The sequence below is a fragment of the Streptomyces sp. NBC_00234 genome, assembly GCF_036195325.1.
GTDB lineage: Bacteria > Actinomycetota > Actinomycetes > Streptomycetales > Streptomycetaceae > Streptomyces.
Genome location: NZ_CP108101.1, coordinates 6,197,598 through 6,213,327, shown reverse-complemented (window position 1 = coordinate 6,213,327; position 15,730 = coordinate 6,197,598). Strand labels below are relative to the sequence as shown.

Annotated in this window: 21 protein-coding genes; 4 read left to right on the top strand and 17 right to left on the bottom strand. The window is 70.5% G+C overall.

What is annotated here, in order from left to right; all coding sequences use genetic code 11:
- Positions 1–16: 16 nt before the first annotated feature.
- From mmuM to OG230_RS27335, 6 genes are all read right to left on the bottom strand, one after another.
- Positions 17–961 (bottom strand): homocysteine S-methyltransferase, encoded by a 945-nt coding sequence (mmuM, locus tag OG230_RS27360; protein WP_328906377.1) that lies wholly within the window; start codon positions 959–961, stop codon positions 17–19.
- A gap of 94 nt (positions 962–1,055) precedes the next feature.
- Complete coding sequence (locus tag OG230_RS27355) at positions 1,056–1,979, bottom strand: LLM class F420-dependent oxidoreductase (protein WP_328906376.1); 924 nt, start codon at positions 1,977–1,979, stop codon at positions 1,056–1,058.
- A 38-nt stretch (positions 1,980–2,017) separates the two neighbouring features.
- Positions 2,018–2,524: a DUF6099 family protein gene (locus OG230_RS27350; protein ID WP_328906375.1), complete on the bottom strand. Its 507-nt coding sequence runs from the start codon at positions 2,522–2,524 to the stop codon at positions 2,018–2,020.
- Between the two features lie 124 nt (positions 2,525–2,648).
- Entirely contained in the window at positions 2,649–3,008 is a 360-nt protein-coding gene (locus tag OG230_RS27345; RefSeq protein ID WP_328906374.1) for a nucleotide pyrophosphohydrolase, read from the bottom strand.
- Positions 3,009–3,092: 84 nt separating this feature from the next.
- Positions 3,093–3,497, bottom strand: a complete 405-nt coding sequence (locus OG230_RS27340; RefSeq protein ID WP_328906373.1) for a cell division protein SepF — start codon at positions 3,495–3,497, stop codon at positions 3,093–3,095.
- A 116-nt stretch (positions 3,498–3,613) separates the two neighbouring features.
- The gene (locus OG230_RS27335) at positions 3,614–4,414 is read right to left on the bottom strand and encodes a DeoR/GlpR family DNA-binding transcription regulator (RefSeq protein WP_328906372.1); all 801 of its coding nucleotides are present in this window, start codon (positions 4,412–4,414) and stop codon (positions 3,614–3,616) included.
- 205 nt (positions 4,415–4,619) lie between these two features.
- Here OG230_RS27335 and OG230_RS27330 point away from each other — a divergent pair, with 205 nt between their 5' ends.
- Positions 4,620–5,504: an SIS domain-containing protein gene (locus OG230_RS27330; protein WP_328906371.1), complete on the top strand. Its 885-nt coding sequence runs from the start codon at positions 4,620–4,622 to the stop codon at positions 5,502–5,504.
- 88 nt (positions 5,505–5,592) lie between these two features.
- On the opposite strand, the gene OG230_RS27325 is transcribed toward OG230_RS27330, so the two are convergent.
- The 11 genes from OG230_RS27325 to rpmB all read right to left on the bottom strand — a co-directional run bounded on the left by OG230_RS27325 (position 5,593) and on the right by rpmB (position 14,154).
- A complete protein-coding gene (locus OG230_RS27325; protein ID WP_328906370.1) occupies positions 5,593–6,156 on the bottom strand; it encodes a hypothetical protein in 564 nt (187 codons plus the stop codon).
- A 65-nt stretch (positions 6,157–6,221) separates the two neighbouring features.
- A complete protein-coding gene (locus OG230_RS27320) occupies positions 6,222–7,286 on the bottom strand; it encodes a FecCD family ABC transporter permease (RefSeq protein ID WP_328906369.1) in 1,065 nt (354 codons plus the stop codon).
- The gene (locus OG230_RS27315) at positions 7,283–8,320 is read right to left on the bottom strand and encodes a FecCD family ABC transporter permease (RefSeq protein ID WP_328906368.1); all 1,038 of its coding nucleotides are present in this window, start codon (positions 8,318–8,320) and stop codon (positions 7,283–7,285) included. Before OG230_RS27315 ends, OG230_RS27320 begins: the two co-directional genes overlap by 4 nt.
- 31 nt (positions 8,321–8,351) lie before the next feature.
- On the bottom strand, positions 8,352–9,401 hold the full coding sequence (locus tag OG230_RS27310) for an iron-siderophore ABC transporter substrate-binding protein (RefSeq protein WP_328906367.1): 1,050 nt from the start codon (positions 9,399–9,401) through the stop codon (positions 8,352–8,354).
- Positions 9,402–9,527: 126 nt separating this feature from the next.
- The gene (locus tag OG230_RS27305; RefSeq protein WP_328906366.1) at positions 9,528–10,463 is read right to left on the bottom strand and encodes an amino acid ABC transporter permease; all 936 of its coding nucleotides are present in this window, start codon (positions 10,461–10,463) and stop codon (positions 9,528–9,530) included.
- On the bottom strand, positions 10,460–11,125 hold the full coding sequence (locus tag OG230_RS27300; RefSeq protein ID WP_328906365.1) for an amino acid ABC transporter permease: 666 nt from the start codon (positions 11,123–11,125) through the stop codon (positions 10,460–10,462). Before OG230_RS27300 ends, OG230_RS27305 begins: the two co-directional genes overlap by 4 nt.
- 100 nt (positions 11,126–11,225) lie before the next feature.
- On the bottom strand, positions 11,226–12,062 hold the full coding sequence (locus OG230_RS27295) for a glutamate ABC transporter substrate-binding protein (protein WP_328906364.1): 837 nt from the start codon (positions 12,060–12,062) through the stop codon (positions 11,226–11,228).
- Between the two features lie 61 nt (positions 12,063–12,123).
- A complete protein-coding gene (locus tag OG230_RS27290; RefSeq protein WP_328906363.1) occupies positions 12,124–12,906 on the bottom strand; it encodes an amino acid ABC transporter ATP-binding protein in 783 nt (260 codons plus the stop codon).
- 78 nt (positions 12,907–12,984) lie between these two features.
- Positions 12,985–13,281: a hypothetical protein gene (locus OG230_RS27285; protein ID WP_328906362.1), complete on the bottom strand. Its 297-nt coding sequence runs from the start codon at positions 13,279–13,281 to the stop codon at positions 12,985–12,987.
- 331 nt (positions 13,282–13,612) lie between these two features.
- On the bottom strand, positions 13,613–13,918 hold the full coding sequence (gene rpsN / locus OG230_RS27280; protein WP_328906361.1) for a 30S ribosomal protein S14: 306 nt from the start codon (positions 13,916–13,918) through the stop codon (positions 13,613–13,615).
- Complete coding sequence (gene rpmB, locus OG230_RS27275) at positions 13,918–14,154, bottom strand: 50S ribosomal protein L28 (protein ID WP_328906360.1); 237 nt, start codon at positions 14,152–14,154, stop codon at positions 13,918–13,920. Before rpmB ends, rpsN begins: the two co-directional genes overlap by 1 nt.
- Positions 14,155–14,221: 67 nt before the next feature.
- Between rpmB and rpmG the strand changes: the two genes are divergently transcribed.
- From rpmG to OG230_RS27260, 3 genes are read left to right on the top strand one after another with little or no spacing between them, the layout of a single operon-like run.
- Entirely contained in the window at positions 14,222–14,386 is a 165-nt protein-coding gene (gene rpmG, locus OG230_RS27270) for a 50S ribosomal protein L33 (protein WP_328906359.1), read from the top strand.
- 30 nt (positions 14,387–14,416) lie between these two features.
- Entirely contained in the window at positions 14,417–14,566 is a 150-nt protein-coding gene (locus OG230_RS27265) for a hypothetical protein (protein WP_328906358.1), read from the top strand.
- A complete protein-coding gene (locus OG230_RS27260) occupies positions 14,566–15,720 on the top strand; it encodes a CobW family GTP-binding protein (protein WP_328906357.1) in 1,155 nt (384 codons plus the stop codon). Before OG230_RS27265 ends, OG230_RS27260 begins: the two co-directional genes overlap by 1 nt.
- The last annotated feature ends 10 nt before the right edge of the window (positions 15,721–15,730 follow it).

Sequence of the window (15,730 nt, the reverse complement as noted above, 5' to 3'; positions counted from 1 at the left end):
CCCCCACCAGGTAATTTCACGGCGCCAGCACCTCCGCGAGCTCAGCGATCCGCGAGGGCCCGATGCGGCAGCAGCCCCCGACGAGCCGCGCCCCGGCCGCCTGCCAGGCCCGCACCCGACCGGCGTCGAAGGTGCTGTCCCCCGCCCACGCCCGGCGCCTCGCGTCCCACCGCTCACCGCTGTTCGGGTAGACGACGACCGGCTTGCCCGTCACCGCCGCCGCCGTCTCCACGGCACGGTCCGCGTCGGCCGGCTCGCAGCAGTTCACCCCGACGGCCACCACCTGCGCGTTCCCGGCGGCCACGGCGAACGCCTCCGCCAGGGGCTGCCCGGCCCGGGTCCGGTCCCCCGCCACGCTGTACGAGAGCCAGACGGGCAGCCCGTACTCCCCCGCCACCCGCAGCAGCGCCTCCGCCTCGTCCAGGTCGGGCACCGTCTCCAGCGCCAGCACATCGGGCTCCGCCGCGGCCAGCGCCGCCACCCGGGGCCGGTGGAAGCGCTCCAACTCGCTTACCGGGAGCCCGTAGCGCCCCCGGTACTCGCTGCCGTCCGCGAGCATCGCCCCGTACGGACCGACCGACGCGGCGACCCAGATCTGCCGCCCGGCCCCCTCTCCGGCCCGGCGGGCCAGCGTCACACTGCCGGCCAGCAGCTCCGCGGCGCGGGCCCGCCCGATCCCGCGCCGCCCGAACCCTTCGAACGTCGCCTGATAGCTGGCGGTGATGAGCACCTGCGCACCCGCCCGTACGTACGCGGTGTGCGCGGCCTCGATCTGGTGGGGCGCGTCGGCCAGCAGGCGGGCCGACCAGAGCGCGTCCGACAGATCGCAGCCCTGGGCCTCCAACTGGTTGGAGAGCCCGCCGTCGAGCAGGACGGTCCCCTCGGCGAGGGCGGCGGCGAGCGTGCGGCCCGGTGGGCCCTGTGCGGGTGCCGAGTCGTGCGGTGGCCGTTCGGGGTGCACGTGCGCTCCTCCTCGTGAGTGGGTGGGCGGGCGGCCGGTCGGTCGGTCGGTCGGTCGGTCGGAACCGTCTCGCGGGGCCGGCTCCCCCGGCCGGTCAGCCCAGCTGGGACTGGACCTGCGAGGAGATCAGCTCCAGATGGTCGAGGTCGTCCAGGTCCAGGACCTGGAGATAGACCCGGGACGATCCGATCGCGCCGTACCGGCCGAGCTTGTCGACCACCTCCGCGGGCGAGCCCGCCAGCCCGTTCGCCTTGAGCTCCTCGACGTCCCGCCCGATGGCGGCGGCACGTCGCGCGACCTCGGCGTCGTCCTTGCCCACGCAGACCACCAGGGCGTTGGAGTACACCAGCTCGTCGGGCGCCCGGCCTGCCGCCTTCGCCGCCTCCCTGACCCGGCCGAACTGCTTCTCGGTGTCCTCCAGCGAGGCGAACGGGATGTTGAACTCGTCCGCGTACTGCGCGGCGAGCCTCGGAGTGCGGATCGCCCCGTGACCACCGATCAGGACCGGCACCTTGGCCTGCGCGGGCTTGGGCAGCGCGGGCGAGTCGGTCAGCTGGTAGTACGTGCCGTCGTAATTGAACGTCTTACCGGGCTCGGTCGCCCACAGGCCGGTGACGATCGCCAGCTGCTCCTCCAGGCGGCCGAACTTCTCCTTGGGGAACGGGATGCCGTACGCCCTGTGCTCCGCCTCGAACCAGCCCGCGCCCAGGCCCAGTTCGACCCGTCCGCCGGACATCTGGTCGACCTGCGCGACCTGAATGGCCAGCACACCCGGCAGCCGGAACGTGCCCGCCGTCATCAGCGTGCCGAGCCGGATGCGCCTGGTCTCGCGCGCCAGACCGGCCAGGGTGATCCAGGCGTCGGTCGGGCCGGGCAGTCCGTCGCCCGATCCCATGCGGAGATAGTGGTCGGACCGGTAGAAGGCGTCGAAACCGAGGTCCTCGGCGGCCTTGGCCACGGTGAGCAGCGTGTCGTAGCTCGCCCCTTGCTGGGGCTCGGTGAAGATTCGAAGATCCATGCATCCATCCTGCACCTTCGAACTCCGGGCGTCCCGTGTCAGGGCGGGCCCGTGGCGGACCCCGCCGGGCCGTGGAGGGCGCCGTGCGGGCCGTCGCGCTCACGCTCCCGCTCCGCCAGCCTTCTCAGCATTCCGTGCACTCTGTCGACCGACTCGTCCGCCGCGTCTATGGCCTCGATGCACTGCCAGTAGAGACCTTCCTCGTCGGTGTCGCAGGCCACCCCGACCAGAGCGATCCCCACCTCGCCGAGCAGGGCGACCAGGGCCGTCAGCGCCCTCTGCACATCCGTCACTTCGGTGAGCTGCGCGGCCCGTGTCCCGCCGGCGAGCACCATCGGATGGTCGAGCGCCGAGCAGCCCCGTCCCCCGACCTCGCTGAGCCCCCGCGCCTCGCCGCGTAACTCCATCGGCCCGCTCAGAACCAGCCTGCTGCCGACCGTCCTGGCGAGCGCCTGGGCCTGCCACGCCTCCGCCATCACGTTCAACGCGCCGCGGCTCTCGGCCAGCGCCCGGCGTCCGGCCTCGATCAGTCGCTCCGCTTCCATGCCATTCCCCCGTCAGTACGAAAACCCGGTCACCTCTTTCATTACCCACAGTGAGGTGGCGGGCACCGAAAGAACAGAGGAATTCGGAAATCTGTGGACACGAAATCGACTGTGGACAAGTCGATCACTCCGAAGAGTGACTATTTCCGGGTTCCGGGCGCTCCGGGACCGGGAAGCGCACCTCGTTCCGGTCGATCTTGGCCGCGAGGGAGGCCAGCGGATCGATACCCAGCACCTCGCAGAACTGCAGCAGATACGCGAGCACGTCCGCCACCTCGTCGGCGACGCGGTGCGCCGTTTCCGGTTTCTCCATCACCCGGGCCGACTGTTCCGGCGTCAGCCACTGGAAGATCTCGACCAGTTCGGACGCCTCGACACTCAGCGCCGCCGCCAGGTTCTTCGGCGTGTGGTACTGCTCCCAGTCCCGCGCGGCGGCGAACGCGGCCAGCCGCCGCTGAAGTCCAGCTACATCGAATTCGGTCACGGCCCCAGGTCTACCACTGCGGCTCCGGGCGCCTCACAGCGCAGCGGCACGGCCTGCCACCCCGCACGGCGCCCGGCGCGCCTCCTACGCGTGGGGAACGCCCGCCGCAGCGACTCCCTCGACCTCCATGCCGACCGGCGCCAGCAGGAACACGTTGCGGTCGACGCGGTGCATCGCACTGCCGAGCCCGAAGACCACGCCACTGCTGAAGTCCAGGATGCGCTTGGCCACATCGGTCTCGGCCGCCGTCAGATCCAGCAGCACCGGAATCTGGGCGACCAGATACTCCGCCACCTCGCGGGCGTCCGCGAACACCTGCACCCGCAGCACGACGAGCCGCCGCTGCTCGGCGACCGGCTCGTCCGGCACCGTGCGGTGGTCGACCCGCGAGGGCCACTCGTTCCGGCCGCGCAACGGCACGACCTGGGCAAGCCCCTCCCACTGCTCGTCGGTGGCGTCGTACCTGTCGTACCTGTCGTACCTGCTCACAGGGCCACCCCGTCCGTGCGCCGGCTGACTGCCCGCCGGCTGCGCTCACTGTTCATCGGGCAAGTCTCTCGCCTCTCACCCGTTCGGCGTACCACCGACACGGCCGGTGTGACGACTCAGACTGCGATGACGCTCACTCCCGCCTCGGTGAAACGGGCCGTCGCCTCCGGCGTGATGCCGGAGTCGGTCACCAGCACGTCGACCTGCCCGAGGTCGCAGACACGGGCGAAGGCCCGCTTGCCGATCTTCGAGGAGTCCGCCGCCACGACCACGCGCTGCGCCCGCTCGGCGAGCAGCCTGTTGATACTGGCCTCGCCCTCGTGATGGACGTACGCACCGCGCTCGATGTCGATCGCGTTCACGCCCAGCACGGCGATGTCCAGGGTGATCTCGCTCATCACCCCACTGGCCAGCGGTCCCGTCAGTTCGTACGACTGCGGCCTCGCCACCCCGCCGGTCACCACCAGTTTGATCTGCGGCCGGATCACCAGTTCGTTGGCGATGTTGAGCGCGTTGGTCACGACGGTCAGCGTGGGCTGGCCGCCGGCCGACGCCCCCGTCTCGCCCACGATGTCCGGGCGCAGGGCCAGCGCCCTGGCCACCTCGGTCAGCGTGGTGCCGCCGGTGAGGCCCACCACTTCGCCCACGGCGACCAGTTCGGATGCGGCGCGGCCGATGGCCTGCTTCTCCGGGGCGTGCCGGCCGGCCTTGTAGCGCAGGGCCAGTTCGTACGAGACGCCGTGGGCTACGGCGCCGCCCCTGGTCCGGGTCAGCAGGTGCTGTTCGGCGAGCTGGTCGAGATCGCGGCGGATGGTCGCCGCGGACACGTCCAGCGCCGCCGCCGCGTCCTCGACCTCCACCCGGCCGTTCTTCCCGACCAGTTCCAGCAATGCGTCCCACCGGGCGTCCCTGGCCACGTGTGCGCTCCTCACCTGTCCGGCCTGCGGCACCACGTTTCCCGGGAACGCGGTCGCCGGGCGCCGGACAGCGCAAGCGTCGCACAAGCCGTCGGCAGCCCCGCCCCCACGCCGCCCGATGCTTGTTTTTGCTCATTGGGTGCCTGTAACGTGCAAATTCAAGCATGCCACTCAGAGTTCACCCACGGCCAGATGGAGTGCAGACGTGTCCTTTGCAGCGAGCGAGACAGCCAGCCAGCCCGCATGCTGGCGCCGCGCCGCAGAACTGGCGGGTGACAGGGCGGACGCCCTGCCCGCCACCGGCGAACGCATCGCGGTCGTCGGCTGCGGCACCTCCTTCTACATGGCGCAGGCGTACGCCTCGCTCCGTGAGGACGCCGGGCAGGGCGAGTCCCACGCCTTCGCCGCCTCGGAGTTCCCCTCCGGGCGCACGTACGACCGGGTCGTCGCCCTCACCCGCTCGGGCACGACGACCGAGGTGCTGGAGCTCCTCACCCGGCTGAGTGGCACGACCCGCACCGTCGCCCTCACGGCGGACCCCCACACCCCGGTCATGACGGCCGCCGACGACGTCGTCGTCCTCGACTTCGCCGACGAACAGTCCGTCGTGCAGACGCGGTTCGCGACCACGGTGCTCACCCTGCTCCGCGCCCACCTCGGGCTGCACACGGAGCAGGCGGTACGGGACGCCGAGACGGCGCTCGCCGAGCCGCTGCCCGAAGGGCTGCTGGACTGCACCCAGTTCACGTTCCTGGGCCGGGGCTGGACCGTGGGACTCGCCAACGAGGCGGCGCTCAAGATGAAGGAGGCGTCGCTGTCCTGGACCGAGTCCTACCCGGCGATGGAGTACCGCCACGGCCCCATCAGCATCTCCACCGCCGGGACGGCGACCTGGATGTTCGGTTCCGCGCCGGAGGGCCTGGAGCAGCAGGTGCTCGACACCGGTGCCCGCTGGATCGACGGCGGCCTCGACCCGCTGGCCGACCTCGTGCGCGTACAGCGCCTGGCAATCGCCCGGGCGCTCGCGGCCGGGCTCGACCCGGACCTCCCCCGCCACCTGACGCGCTCGGTGGTCCTCAGCCAGGGCTGAGCCGTTCCGGCGCCGGAGTGCGGGGCGGAGAGGTGCGGGGCGGGAGGGGCGAACCCCTACCGCCCCGCACGGGTCCGGAGCGTGCGGGTCAGGATTCCTCGAAGTAGGCGTCCAGCGCCTCGTCGAGCAGGGCGGGCCACTCCTTGAGGCCGCTCCGCGTGGCGGCCTCGACCTCGGCGTTGAACCAACGGCGGCTCGACACGTGGACGGTGACGGTGAACCGGCGTCCGAAGCGGGCCGTCTTGACCTCGACGGCGCCGATCTCGTCCCAGCCGAACTCGGCCTCCTGGTCGTCCAGGCGGAAGCGGATGCCCGTACGGTCGGCCCTGATCGACCCACGACGGTCGCTGACCTCGAAGACGGGACCGTCCCCGTCGTCGTCTGCCGGGCGCTCCGCGGCGTCCGACGCGGCGGCGCCGTCCGCTTCCGGTTCCGCGTCGGCGTCCGCTTCCGCGTCCGCCTGCGCAGCCGTGTCCGCCGGCTCGGCGGCCTCGGTCTCCTTCGCGCCCTCCGTGTCCTCGGGGAGGGAGTCGGCCGGCTCCGGGTCTTCCTCCGTCCGCGCCGTGACAGGGGCCGTGAGGCCGGGGATGTACGCCGGGTCGGTGCCTGCGGCGAACTCGGGTTTGGTCTTCGAATCTATGCGCTGCTCCACGGCGGGCAGTATGGACGACGAACCTGTACGAGGCCAGTGGCGTCCACCGGCAGGCGATGCGGAAGCTATAGGACTCCCCTCCTCCATTCGCGGGTCAGCAGGTATCCGAGGTACGCCCCACCGATCGCCATCGTGTAGATGCCGACGGGAAGGTTGTCGAAGAGGGGCAGTTGCTGGGCGGCGAGATCGGCCAGGACGAGCAGCAGGGCCCCGGTGACCGCGGACAGCAGCAGATGGGGCCCTGACACCCGGGTGATGCGCTTGGCGATCTGAGCGGCGGTCAGCGAGATGAAGGCGATGGGGCCCGCCACGCTGACGGCACCGGCGCAGAGGACGATCGCGAGGACCACGGCGAACGTCTTGGTCTTCTGCGGCTCGGAGCCCAGCCCCGCGGCGATGTCGTCGCCCATCTCGCCGATGTCGAGCCGGCGGGCGATCAGCGCGCACAGCGGGGCCGCGACGAGCAGCACCAGCCAGATCGCGCTCGCGTCGTCCCAGGCCCTCGCGGAGAGGCTGCCGTTGACGTACGCCGAGAGGACGGCCGCCCGGTCGCGCTCCATCGCGTAGACGACGTACTGCGTGACCGCCGTGCAGATCGCCGCGACGCCGATCCCCGCGACCACGAGCCGGGCGGGATTGCGGAATCCGGTCCCCGTGGACACGTAGACGAGCACCATGGCGAGCACGGCTCCGAGAAGGGCCCCCACGGACACCGGAACGGTGTCCGGCAGCATGAGCGCGACGATGGCGGCGCCCGCGCCGGCTCCGGACCCCAGCCCGATCACGTCGGGGCTGCCGAGCGGGTTGCGGGTCACGGACTGGAACAGCGCCCCGGACAGACCCAGCGCCGCTCCGGTGCCGAGGGCCACGACCAGCCGCGGGCCGCGCAGGCGTTCCAGGACGAACGCGTCCGTGCCCTCGGCTCCGCCCGTGAGCGCCCCGGGCAGGTCGGCGAGCGGGATGCCGAGACGTCCGAGGGACAGCGTGGCGATCGCGGCGCCGGCCGTCAGGAACAGCAGGACGAGTGCGGTGACGACGGACACCCGCCGGACGGGCACCGCGACGGTGCGGCCGAGGGTGAGGAAGCCCCGTGGTGAGGCGGTCCGGAAACCCGCCTGGTCCGCCGTCATGTGCTTCCCCTCATTCTGCGTACGGCAAGGAGCAGCGCGGGCGCTCCGATGAACGCGGTCACGACGCCGACCATCAGTTCCTGCGGACGCAGGACGATGCGGCCCACCACGTCCGCCGCGAGCAACAGCGCGGGTCCGGCGATGGCCGAGAACACGATCTGTACGCGGAAGTCCACGCCGACCAGGGCCCGTACGACGTGCGGCACGGCCAGGCCGACGAAGGCGATGGGGCCGACGGCCGCCGTCGCCGCGGCGCTCAGCAGCGTGGCCGCGAAGAGTCCGCCGGCCCGCACCCGTGCGGGATGCGCGCCGAGAGACGCCGCGGTGGCGTCGCCGAGCGCCAGGGTGTTGAGTCCGGGGCCCAGCACCAGGGCGATGACGAATCCGACGGCCGCGAACGGCAGGACCGCCATGAAGACGTCGAAGTCCCGCCCGCCGAGCGCTCCGACGACCCAGTAGCGATAGCTGTCGAACACCTTGGGCCTGCCCAGGGTGACGGCCTGGATGTACGCCATCAGCACGGCGGACAGGACGGCGCCGGCGAGTACCAGGCGCACCAGTCCGCTGCCCGCTCCCGAGGAGCCGATGACGTGGACGAGCACTCCGGCGATCAGGGCTCCGGGCAGGGCCCACCACATCGTGGCGGTGCTGCCGGTGGCCCCCAGGAAGGCCGTCGCGGTGACGATGCTCGCGGAGGCGCCCGCGTTGATGCCGAGGAGTCCGGGATCGGCGAGCGGATTACGGCTGACGCCCTGCATCAGGGTGCCCGCGACGGCGAGGCAGAGCCCGGCCAGGACACCGAGCGCGGTCCGCGGATAGCGGCTCTCGATGATGGTGGTGATGTTGGGGTCGGCGGTGCCGGAAAGGACGTCGAGGACGTCGCCGAACGAGGTCGACCTGCTGCCGAACATGACGCTCGCGCACACGGCGAGCGCCAGGACGGCCACTCCGGCGATCAGGGTCAACGCCCGCCGAGCGGCGCCGGTACGCGAGGTACCTGCGCCGCTCGGCGATGCCTGTGCGGTGGTGGTCATGGGGATGCCCGCAGCGTCCTGCCCTCGGTTCCTACTTGGCCGCGGCGGCGACGGCCTTGTCGATCAGCGGCAGGTAGCGGTCGATCACCCACGGGACGGTGAGCGGGTTGATGATCGAGGAAGCCGTGACGAACGGGTTGTCGTTACTGGCGACGACCGCGCCGTTCTTGATCGCGGGGATGGCGCCGTAGAGCGGCTGCGCCTCGATCTCCTTGCGGCTCTTGGCGTCCGTGTAGAACGTGAAGACGAGGTCGCTGTCCTTCAGCTTCTCGGCGTTCTCCAGGCCGATGAGCGCCGAGTCGGTGCCCTCGGTCTCCTTGAAGGTGTTCACCACCGGGTCGACGGTCAGGCCGAGGGACGAGACCATCTTGACGCGCTGCTCCTCGGGCTTGAAGACGCCGAGGGAGCCGGGGCCGGTGTTGTAGATGTACGAGAACGTGACGTCCTTGTAGTTCGGCCGGGTGGCCGCGGCGTCGGCGAGCTGCTTCTCGATCTTCGTCTTGAGACCCTTGGCGTCGTCGGTCTGGCCGAGGGCCTGGCCGATGATGTCGATCTGCTGGTCCCAGTCGGTGCTCCACGCCTGGTCCGGGTACGCCACCGTCGGGGCGATGTCCTTGAGGATGTCGTACTGCTCCTGCGTGACACCCGACCACGGGGCGAGGATGACGTCCGGGGCGAGCTCGGTGATCGCCTCGAAGTCGATGTCCTCGCCGCCCGTGAACTGCTTGGGCAGCTCGTCGCCCGACTTCTTCACGGCCTCGTTGATCCACGGCAGGTAGCCGCTCTTGTCGCTGCCCCACTCGTAGCTCTCGATGCCCACGGGGGTGTGGCCGAGCGCGATCGCCGTCTCGGCGGAGCCCTGGCCCAGCGTGACGATCCGTTCGGGCTTCGCGTCGATCTTCGCGGTGCCGAGGGCACTCTTGATCGAGACGGGGAACGCCCCCCCGCCCTTCGCCGAGGACTCCGTCGTCTTCTTCTCGTCGTCACTGCCGGACGAGCAGCCGCCCAGGACGAGTGCGAGAGCGGCGGCGGTGGCCGAAGCTGCGACAGTGTGACGGCGCACGCGGGTGGACCCCAGCATTGGTGTTCCTCATGATTGGCGAACGGTGAGAGTTAGGCAAGCCTAAGCTAATCATGTTTTCCGGTTCAACCGGGGCCCGTTACCGAATATCCACCGAAAGTCATCGCGGGAAACCTGCCCGGGTTCCTACCTCTCGCCGTCCCGCGAACCGCCCCCGGTGCCGCCCGGACCTCCCGGTCCCATGTGCTCACCCGGGGTCGCCAGTTCCTCCACGGCCTCGGCACCCACCACCGCGCCGGTCGACTTCTTGCCGTGCCTCAGCATGCCTTCCAGCCAGCTCGCGAAGGTGGTGAGGGCGAAGTTGATCGCGACGAAGATGACCGCGACGACGGTGAAGCTCGCAATGGTGTTGGCACCGTAGTTCGCGCTCATCGGGCGCACCGAGGCCAGCAGTTCCGAGAACCCGATCATGGCGCCGCCGAGCGCCGTGTCCTTGACGATGACCACCAGCTGGCTGACGAGCGCCGGCAGCATCGCGGTGACGGACTGCGGCAGCAGCACGTGCAGCATGGTCTGCCCCTTGCGCATGCCGATCGCCTTGGCGGCGTCGGTCTGCCCCTGGGGCAGGGACAGGATTCCGGCCCGTACCACCTCGGCCAGCACCGAGGCGTTGTAGAGGACGAGCCCGGTGACCACCGCGTACAGCGGGCGGGTCTCGGGGCTGATGTCGGTGAACTCGGAGAACGCGGCGTTGGCGAAGAGCATCAGGATCAGCACGGGGATGGCGCGGAAGAACTCCACGACGGTGCCGGCCGTGGCACGCACCCAGCGGTGTTCGGAGAGCCGGGAGATACCGAAGAACGCTCCGAGGGGCAGGGCGATGACCATGGCGAGGGAGGCCGCGATGACGGTGTTCTTCAGGCCCGGCAGGATGTACGTGCTCCATGCGCGGGAGTCGGTGAAGAACGGCTTCCACTTCTCCCATTCGAGCTGGTTCTTCTCCTCCAGGCTCGTGTACACCCACCAGGCGACCGCGGCCATCGCCACCAGGAACAGCAGCGTGTACACGACGTTGCGCCGCTTGGCGCGCGGCCCCGGGGCGTCGTACAGGGGGGCGTTCATCGCCGCACCGAGACCTTCTTGCTCACCCAGCCGAGGAAGAGTCCGGTCGGCAGCGTGAGGCAGACGAATCCGGCGGCGAAGACGGTGGAGATGAGGATGAGCTGGGCCTCGTTCTCGATCATCTCCCGCATCAGTGCCGCGGCTTCGGCGACACCGATCGCCGCGGCCACCGTGGTGTTCTTGGTCAGCGCGATCAGCACGTTCGCCAGGGGGCCGACCACGGAACGGAACGCCTGCGGGAGGACGACGAGGCGCAGGCTCTGGGTGAAGGTCAGCCCGATGGCACGCGCCGCCTCGATCTGGCCCACGGGCACCGTGTTGATGCCGGACCGCAGCGCCTCACAGACGAACGCGGAGGTGTAGGCGGTCAGTCCCAGCACGGCGAGCCGGAAGTTGATGGCCGTGAAGTCCTCGGCGCCGAGGTTGACGCCGAGTGTCTGGAAGAGTCCGAGCGAGGTGAAGATGATGATCACCGTGAGCGGGATGTTCCGCACGATGTTGACGTAGGCGGTGCCGAACCCCCGCATCAGGGGGACGGGGCTGACCCGCATCGCGGCCAGGACCGTGCCCCAGACGAGGGAGCCGACGCCGGAGTAGAGGGTGAGCTGCACCGTCACCCAGAAGGCCCCGAGCAGGTCATAGCCTTCAAGGAAGTCGAACACGATGTCCCGCGCTTTCGCGTGTGGGGAGAGGCCGGTGCGCCGCCCGGCCGGCGGCGCACCTCAGGGCCCGGCTGTCGGGAAGGCCCCTAGGGCCTCTCGTCTAGACGACGTTGCCGATCTTCGGCGCGGGCTCGTTCTGGTAGTTGGCCGGTCCGAAGTTCTTCTCCACGTACGACTCCCAGGAGCCGTCGGCGACCATCTTCTCCAGGGCCGTGTTGATCTTGTCCTTGAGTTCGCTGCCCTGCTGGACGCCGATTCCGTAGTTCTCGTTGCTCAGCTTGAAGCCGCCGAGCTTGAACTTGCCCTTGAACTCGTCCTGCGCGGCGTATCCGGCGAGGATCGAGTCATCGGTGGTCAGCGCGTCGATGACGCCGTTCTCCAGGCCGGTCAGGCACTCCGAGTAGCCGCCGTACTCCTGGAGCTGCGCCTGCGGCGCGATCTCCTCCTTGACGTTCTGTGCGGAGGTCGAGCCGGTGACCGAGCAGAGCTTCTTGGAGTTCAGGTCCTGGGGCTCCTTGATGGAGTCGTCGTCCGCCCTGATCAGGATGTCCTGGTGAGCGAGCAGGTACGGTCCGGCGAAGTCGACCTTCGCCTCGCGCTCGTCGTTGATCGAGTACGACGCGGCGATGAAGTCGACGTCGCCGCGTTCGAGCAGCGTCTCGCGGTCGGCGCTCTTGGCTTCCTTCCACTGGATGTCGGCGGCGTCGAAGCCGAGTTGCTTGGCCACGTAGGTCGCCACGTCGACGTCGAAGCCCGTGTACGTGCCGTCCGGCGTCTTCAGGCCGATGCCGGGCTGGTCGAACTTGATGCCGATGGTGATCGTGTCGGCGCTGCTGCCCGCGCCGGCGGCCTGGGCCCATGCGGAGCCGCCGACCACGGCCGTCAGGGAGAGCGCGAGGGCTGTGGCGCCCGCTGCGGATGTCCTGCGAACGTTCATGGTGATCATCCCTGGGGATCTCGGTGGGGACCTCGACGAGCGGCCGGTTCCCCCGGCCCGCTCAGTGGTGAAGGATCTTCGACAGGAAGTCTCGGGCCCGGTCGCTGCGCGGGTCGCTGAAGAACTGGGCGGGCGTCGCCTCCTCCACGATCCGCCCGTCCGCCATGAAGACCACACGGTTGGCTGCCGACCGTGCGAAGCCCATCTCGTGGGTGACGACGGCCATGGTCATGCCGTCCCTGGCGAGCTGCTGCATGACCTCCAGTACCTCGTTGATCATCTCCGGGTCGAGTGCCGAGGTCGGCTCGTCGAAGAGCATGACCTTGGGGTCCATCGCCAGCGCCCGTGCGATCGCCACACGCTGCTGCTGGCCGCCGGAGAGCTGCGCGGGGTACTTGGCCGCCTGCGAGGCCACGCCCACGCGTTCCAGGAGCGAGCGCGCCCGCTCCTCCGCCGCCTGCTTGTTCTTCTTACGGACCTTGAGCTGGCCCAGAGTGACGTTCTGCAGCACGGTTTTATGGGCGAAAAGGTTGAAGGACTGAAACACCATGCCCACATCGGCCCGCAGCGCGGCGAGCTCACGGCCCTCGGCGGGCAGTGCCTTGCCGTCGATGAAGATCTCACCGGAGTCGATGGTCTCCAGCCGGTTGATCGCCCGGCACAGTGTCGACTTACCGCCCCCGGAGGGGCCGATGACGACGACGACCTCGCCCCGGCCGATGGTGAGGTCGATGTCCTGGAGCACGTGCAGCGCGCCGAAGTGCTTGTTGACATTGTTCAGCACGACCAGGGCGTCTGTCCTGCCCGGCCCGTCGTGTCCCGTCGTGCCCGCTGAACGGCTCATCAGCTTCATGGTCCGCCGTCCACGGGTCCCCCGCACTCCGGGAGGACGGAGCGGCACACCGATCCCCGCGACCAGGGGTCAGTGGTCGTCCCAGTGCCCTTCGTGCTCGGCGTGCCGGTGGCCGTCGTGCACGTAGTCGGTGTGGCCGTCGTGCGGGACCGCGACATGACCGCAGCCCTCGCCGTGCTGGTGGGCGTGGTCCCCGTGGGCGGCGTGCCCGCCGGTCTCGCATTCGTCCGCGTGCCCGTCGTGGACCCGGTGCACGTGGCCGTCGTGGGCGTAGTCCACGTGGTCACCGTGCGGGAAGGCGACGTGGCCGCAGCCCTCGCCGTGCTCGTGGGTGTGGTCGGTGTGGGGGGCGTGTGCAGTCGTCATGGCTCTCTCCGCTTGTGCTTCCGAGGTCAGCCGCACGCTGTGCCTTTGCGCCACTGACTCATTTTCCTCCCCAACGAGCCGATCCGCAGGGGCGTCACGCGGGAGACCGCCGGGTGGCGGAATCCGTGTCCCCGCAGCTCCAGGTGCTGTCCTGCACACGGCCCGGCAGACGGCGCCGATCACCGTGCCGACCCCGCTGGACGAGGGCGGACTCCTCGCCCTGACGGAACCCGGCGACGCCTCCCCCCGCGACCCCGTCGGCCGCTGACACCGGAGGCGGCGGCCCGCACCCCGCCGGGGTGCGGGCCGCCGTGCTCAGCGGGAAACCGTCTCACCAGGACGACTTGGTGACTCCGGGCAGGAATCCGGCGTGCACCTGTTCGCGCATCCGGATCCGGGACAGCCCGAACTTCCGCAGGTGCCCCCGGGGCCTGCCGTCCACGCCGTCCCGGTTGCGGACCCGGGTGGCACTCGCGTCACGGGGCTGCGCGCGCAACTCCGCGACGGCCGCGTGCCGTTCGGTCTCGGTGGAGGTCGTCCGCCGGACGATCTCCTTGAGCGCGGACCGGCGGGCCGCGTACCGCGCGACGACCGCCCTGCGCTTCTCGTTCTGCGCGATCTTGCTCTTCCTCGCCATCAGACCCTGCCTCCCCGCGCGCGGATACGGGCCACCGCGGCCTCGATCCCGATGGCGTCGATGGCCCTGACGGCCCTGGCACTGATCGTCAGGCGCACGTAACGACCCTCACTGGGAAGCCAGTAGCGCTTGCGCTGGATGTTCGGGTCGAAGCGGCGCGAGGTACGGCGGTGCGAGTGCGAGACGCGGTTGCCGAAGCCCGGCCGGGCGCCGGTCAGTTGGCAGTGGGCGGACATGGGAGGTACCTGCTCTCTTCCATCGGGGGCTTTTTGATAATGGAAACCATTGTCATATACTAGCGTCATGGCACGCAACGAACTCCGCCCGGTCATCAAGCTCCGCTCCACCGCGGACACCGGCTTCACCTACGTCACCCGCAAGAACCGCAGGAACGACCCCGACCGCATGACCTTGCGCAAGTACGACCCGGCGGTCCGCCGCCACGTCGACTTCCGCGAAGAGCGCTGACCCCACCGCACCGGACACGAGGAGACCGCCATGAAGCCTGGAATCCACCCCGCCCACTGCCCCGTCGCCCTCCGCGTCGAGGTCGCCGACGCCGCTTCTCCCACCCTTCCCCGCGCGCTGGACACCGCGGGCCGGGCCGAGCGGTTCGAGCGCCGGTACGCGCTGCGCGGAGCCAACTGATGCGGGACAGGACCCCGATGCCCGTCGTCATCGTCGGCGGGCTCCACTCCGAGGCCCGCAAGCAGGTCGTGGACCGCCTGCTGCGCGCCGTCCCCGGCAGCGTCGCGCTCCATCACGACCTGGCCACGGCACCGCAGGGCACCGTGCGGCGCGTGATGCGCGACGCCTCGGGCGAGCTGTCCCGCGGCGAGGCGCCGCTCGTCAACGACTGCGCGTGCTGCGCGCTGCGGGAGGACCTCGTCCCCGAGCTCGAACGGCTCGCCCGCAACGGTCCGGCCCCGCTGGCCGTCGTCGAGCTCTGGGACTCGGTCGAACCCCGGGCCATGGCCGAGGTGGTCGCCGCACACGGGGCCGACGTGTTCGAACTCACCGGCGTGATGACCGCGGTCGATCCCGCACTCGTACTCCCCTGCCTCGCCAACGGGGACGACCTGTCGGAGGCGGGTCTCGCGGCGGCGACCACGGACCGGCGGACCGTCGGGGACACCTGGGCGCGGCAGTTGGAGTACGCCCCCGTCCTCGCGCTCGTCGACAGCGAAGCGGCCTGCGACGAGGACCGGGCCCTGCTCTCCCAGCTCCATCCGACCGCCCGTCAGGTGTCGGCCCGTTCAGGGGAACTCGCCGCGCTCGCGTTCGCCGGATTCGACGTGGAGAGCGCGGCTGCCGCACAGCACCCGGCCTGCGCCCTCCTGCCGCAGGACGCCGACGAGGCCGGCGTCTCCACCCTCGTCTGGCACCGGCACCGGCCCTTCCACCCCGAACGGCTCCTCGCCGCCCTGGAGGACCTGTGCTGCGCCGCGGCCCGCAGCCGGGGCCGCTTCTGGCTCGCCGACCGTCCCGACACGCTGCTCTCCTGGGACGCCGCGGGCGGCGCGCTCTGCGTCGAGAACACCGGCCCCTGGCTGGCCTCCCTACCGGATGCCGCCTGGGACATGGTGTCTCCGATGCGCCGGGCCGCGGCCTCGCTCGACTGGCACCCCGAGCACGGCGACTGCTGCCAGCACCTGGTCTTCACCTCCCCCGCCCTGGACCGGGAGGGACTGGCCAAACTCCTCGAATCCTGCCTGCTCACCGACGCGGAGTACGCGTCCGGCCGCGAGGCGTGGAAGAAGCTTCCGGCCGCCTTCGACTCCCTCCTCGACCCCGTCTCCTGAAAGGAACCCC